Source organism: Streptomyces recifensis (assembly GCF_002154615.1).
Lineage (GTDB): Bacteria > Actinomycetota > Actinomycetes > Streptomycetales > Streptomycetaceae > Streptomyces > Streptomyces griseoluteus.
In genome coordinates, this window is the sequence record NZ_MUNH01000478.1 from 1 (window position 1) to 4,039 (window position 4,039).

Annotated in this window: 5 protein-coding genes; 1 reads left to right on the forward strand and 4 read right to left on the reverse strand. The window is 72.4% G+C overall.

Going from position 1 to position 4,039, the window contains the following annotated elements; translation table 11 throughout:
• From CCN33_RS23330 to CCN33_RS23345, 4 genes are all read right to left on the reverse strand, one after another.
• The coding region (locus tag CCN33_RS23330) for a heavy metal translocating P-type ATPase (protein WP_140394634.1) at positions 1-966 on the reverse strand (966 nt) is incomplete at its 3' end.
• A 120-nt stretch (positions 967-1,086) separates the two neighbouring features.
• Positions 1,087-1,326 (reverse strand): heavy-metal-associated domain-containing protein, encoded by a 240-nt coding sequence (locus CCN33_RS23335; protein WP_086695472.1) that lies wholly within the window; start codon positions 1,324-1,326, stop codon positions 1,087-1,089.
• 223 nt (positions 1,327-1,549) lie between these two features.
• A complete protein-coding gene (locus CCN33_RS23340) occupies positions 1,550-1,750 on the reverse strand; it encodes a helix-turn-helix transcriptional regulator (protein ID WP_086695473.1) in 201 nt (66 codons plus the stop codon).
• Positions 1,751-2,046: 296 nt separating this feature from the next.
• Positions 2,047-2,961, reverse strand: coding sequence for a sugar phosphate isomerase/epimerase family protein (locus tag CCN33_RS23345; RefSeq protein ID WP_086695474.1), 915 nt, complete (start codon positions 2,959-2,961; stop codon positions 2,047-2,049).
• Between the two features lie 151 nt (positions 2,962-3,112).
• Here CCN33_RS23345 and iolC point away from each other — a divergent pair.
• Positions 3,113-4,039 (forward strand): 5-dehydro-2-deoxygluconokinase (gene iolC, locus CCN33_RS23350; RefSeq protein ID WP_086695475.1); only part of this gene is annotated, 927 nt, incomplete at its 3' end.

Genomic DNA, 4,039 nt, shown 5'->3' on the forward strand with positions numbered 1-4,039 from the left:
GACGGCGGAGGTGCCCTCCAGCACCGTGCCGTCGGTGGCGATCTTCTCGCCGGGCCGCACCACGAACCGGTCGCCCACGGCGAGCGAGCCCACGGGGATCCGCGTCTCGCGCCCGCCCGCCCGTCGCCCACCACCACCCTCAACCGGGAGCGCTTCGCGCTCGCCCCCCTCGTATCGCAGTACGGTCACGTCCTTGGCGCCCAGCTCCATCAGCGCCCGCAGTGCGGCCCCGGCCCGGCGCTTGGAGCGGGCCTCCAGATAGCGGCCGAGCAGGATCAGCGCCACGACCCCGGCGGCGACCTCCAGGTAGATGACGGAGGTGCCCTCGGAGCGGGAGACGGTGAACGAGAAGGCGTGCCGCATGCCGGGCATGCCCGCGTGGCCGAAGAACAGGGCCCACAGCGACCAGCCGAACGCGGCCAGCGTGCCGACCGAGACCAGGGTGTCCATGGTGGCCGCGCCGTGCCGGAGGTTGGTCCAGGCCGCCCGGTGGAAGGGCCACCCGCCCCAGACGACCACGGGGGCGGCGAGGGTCAGCGAGAGCCACTGCCAGTTGTCGAACTGCAGCGGCGGGACCATGGCCATGAGGATCACGGGCACGGCGAGCAGGGCGGAGACCAGCAGTCGCTGCCGGAGCGCGGACAGCTCGGGGTCGCGCTCGGCCGGCCCGGCGGAGTCGCCCGCGTCGGGAGCCGGTTCCGGCTCCGGGGGCGGGGGTTCCTCGGCGGTGTACCCGGTCTTCTCGACGACCGCGATCAGATCCGCGACATGGACGCCGTCGCCGAAGCTGACCTTCGCCTTCTCCGTCGCGTAGTTCACGGTGGCGCTCACGCCGTCCATGCGGTTGAGCTTCTTCTCCACCCGCGCGGCGCAGGACGCGCAGGTCATGCCGCCGATGAGCAGCTCGACCCGGTTCTCGTCCGCCTCGGGCGCCGTACGCCCTGTCTCTGCGGTGGTGCTGGTCATGCCCGGACTCCAGACATCGGACCGGACCTTACGGAATCCAGTATGAGCTGGTCGGTACGGCCCGGTCGGGGGAAGGTTGCGCGGTCCGCGCGCGGGGCGCGCGGACCTGCGGGGTGCTGCTCAGGCCCGGCCGGTCAGCTCGAAGCCGGCCTCGTCGACGGCGGCGCGCACGGCCTCCTCGTCGAGCGGGGCCACCGAGACGACGGTGACCTCGCCGGTGGAGGCGACGGCCTTCACGGAGCTGACGCCGGGGAGCTGGGAGATCTCGCCGGAGACGGAGCCCTCGCAGTGGCCGCAGCTCATGCCGCTCACCTGGTAGACGGCGGTGACGGAGCCAGGGGTGTCGGTCTGGGCGCTCATGTCGTTCTCCTCGTCGTACTGGGGTCGTACTGGGGTGTCCTCGGGGGACCCTCGCTCTTCGCACACTATACCCCTAGGGGGTATGAGCCAAGGGGGTGCCGAGTGCCGGGGGGAATCCACCGGCACCCTATGTATACGCCCGCTTTGTCGCAGTACGGCGAACGCCCGCACGCCGTCCCCCTAGGGAGGCGTACGGGCGTTCCCGTGCCGGGTGACGCGGGGGTCAGCCGTCTCGGCGGCCCCGGTTGCCGGGCCGGGACGCGACCCAGGTGCGCACGGTGTCGGCGTACCAGTAGGGCTTGCCGCTCTCCACATGGTCGGGCGGTGGCAGCAGGCCGTGTTTCCGGTAGGACCGAACGGTGTCCGGCTGCACCCGGATGTGTGCCGCGATCTCCTTGTAGGACCAGAGCCTGCGGTCGGTCATGCGTCGCACCTCCTGCGCGCGCCGCGGCGGCGGCCGGGGAGCGGCCGTCGGGGGAGCCCGGCGCTGTGCTGGTGATCACCAAGCCTGTGCCCGGTCAACGACGCAGAGTGACTGTGAGCAAGCGGCTGTGGGGCGGGTGTGACCGAGAACCCGCGTACGCGTGACATATGTGACAGGAGGGGTGCGTCTGTGACACAACCACAGCAGAGGAAACGGGCGTCCGCCGGGCGTGGCGGGTTGACCCGTACGGGCGGGACCGTCGCGCACGCCCGCACGCGGGGCGTCCGGCGGTGCGTTTATACGCCGCACGACCTCAGGAAGGCGCGGGTGCGGCGGGCGATCGGCAGCGGCCGGTCCGGCTCGCAGGGGTACATGTCCTGCTCGACGATGGCGAACAGCTCGGTGCCCAGCCGGGCCGCCGCCTCCAGGACGGGGCCCAGCGCCGGTACCCCGGCGGGGGGTTCGCACATCACGCCCCGCGCGACCGCGGGGCCGAAGGGCGTGCCGTCCGCGCGCACCCGGGCCAGGATCTCCGGGTCGACCTGCTTGAGGTGGAGGTAGCCGAGCCGCTCGCCGTAGGTCTCGATCAGCTCGACGCTGTCCCCGCCGCAGTAGGCGTAGTGGCCGGTGTCCAGGCAGAGGGAGACCAGGTCGGGGTCGGTGGCGTCCAGGAAGCGGGTGACGTGGGCCTCGGTGTCGATGTGGGTGTCGGCGTGGGGGTGGACCACGATCGTCAGTCCGTACCGCTCGCGCACCTCGTGGCCCAGCCGCTCGGTCTGCTCGGTCAGGTCGCGCCACTGCGCCGGGGTCAGTTCGGCCGGCTCCAGCACCGCGCCGGTGCGGTCGTCCCGCCAGAAGGAGGGGATGACGACGAGGTGGCGGGCGCCGGTCGCGCGGGTCAGGTCGGCCACGGCGGAGACGTGCTCCCAGGTCTTCTCCCACACCGCCGGGCCGTGGTGCAGTCCGGTGAACACGGTCCCGGCCGACACCTTCAGGCCACGCCGGGCGGTCTCCTCGGCGAGCACCACGGGGTCGGTGGGCAGATATCCGTAGGGGCCCAGCTCGATCCACTCGTAACCGGCCGCGGCCACCTCGTCCAGGAAGCGCCGCCAGGGGACCTGGGCGGGGTCGTCCGGGAACCAGACGCCCCAGGAGTCGGGCGCCGAACCGACGCGGACACGGGACAGCGGGGAGGACGGCATCGACGTCATGGCCGTCAGCGTGCGGGCCGTCCGGAAAGGGTGTCAATAGCTGGTCCGAATGTCTGGACAAAACGTTGACAGGGCTCACCGGACCGGACTAGAAAGCCGGGGAAGAGTCCGGCCGGGGGGAGTCCTGACGAATCCTTGAGAAGGGGAGTCGATGGCGTACGACCTGATCACCATGGGACGGATCGGGGTGGACCTCTACCCCCTGCAGACCGGCGTCCCGCTCGACCGGGTGACCTCCTTCGGCAAGTTCCTCGGCGGCTCCGCCACCAATGTCGCCGTCGCCGCCGCCCGCCTCGGACTGGGAACCGCCGTCATCACCCGTACCGGTGACGATCCGTTCGGTACGTACCTCCACGAGGCGCTGCGCGGCTTCGGCGTGGACGACCGCTGGGTCACCCCGGTACCCGGACTGCCCACCCCGGTCACCTTCTGTGAGATCTTCCCGCCGGACGACTTCCCGCTCTACTTCTACCGGCTGCCCAAGGCCCCCGACCTGGAGATCCACCCCGGCGAACTCGACCTCGACGCGATCCGCGCCGCCCGCGTCCTCTGGGTCACCGGCACCGGCCTGAGCGAGGAGCCGAGCCGCAGCGCCACCCTGGGCGCCCTCGCCCACCGGGCCCGGTCGGGCATCACCGTCTTCGACCTGGACTGGCGGCCCGCTCTCTGGAGCGACGCGGCCCGGGAGGACCCCGGCACCGCCCGCCCCTTCTACACCGAGGCCCTGCGGCACGCCACCGTCGCCGTCGGAAACGTGGACGAGGTGGAGATCGCCACCGGCACCCGCGAGCCGCATGCCGCCGCCCGCGCGCTGCTGGACGCGGGGGTGGAGCTGGCGGTGGTGAAGCAGGGCCCCAAGGGCGTCCTCGCCGTCCACCGCGACGGCGAGAGCGCGGAGGTTCCCCCGCTGCCCGTCACCGTCCTCAACGGCCTCGGCGCGGGCGACGCGTTCGGGGGCTCGCTGTGCCACGGGCTGCTGGAGGGCTGGGACCTGGAGACGGTGATGCGGCACGCCAACGCGGCCGGGGCGATCGTGGCCTCGCGCCTCGAGTGCTCCTCGGCCATGCCCACGCCGGAC

Coding starts and splice junctions, on each gene's coding strand:
- CCN33_RS23340 (WP_086695473.1), bottom strand. CDS start 1,750: ATGACCGACCGCAGGCTCTGGTCCTACAAGGAGATCGCGGCACACATC.
- CCN33_RS23345 (WP_086695474.1), bottom strand. CDS start 2,961: ATGACGTCGATGCCGTCCTCCCCGCTGTCCCGTGTCCGCGTCGGTTCG.
- CCN33_RS23335 (WP_086695472.1), bottom strand. CDS start 1,326: ATGAGCGCCCAGACCGACACCCCTGGCTCCGTCACCGCCGTCTACCAG.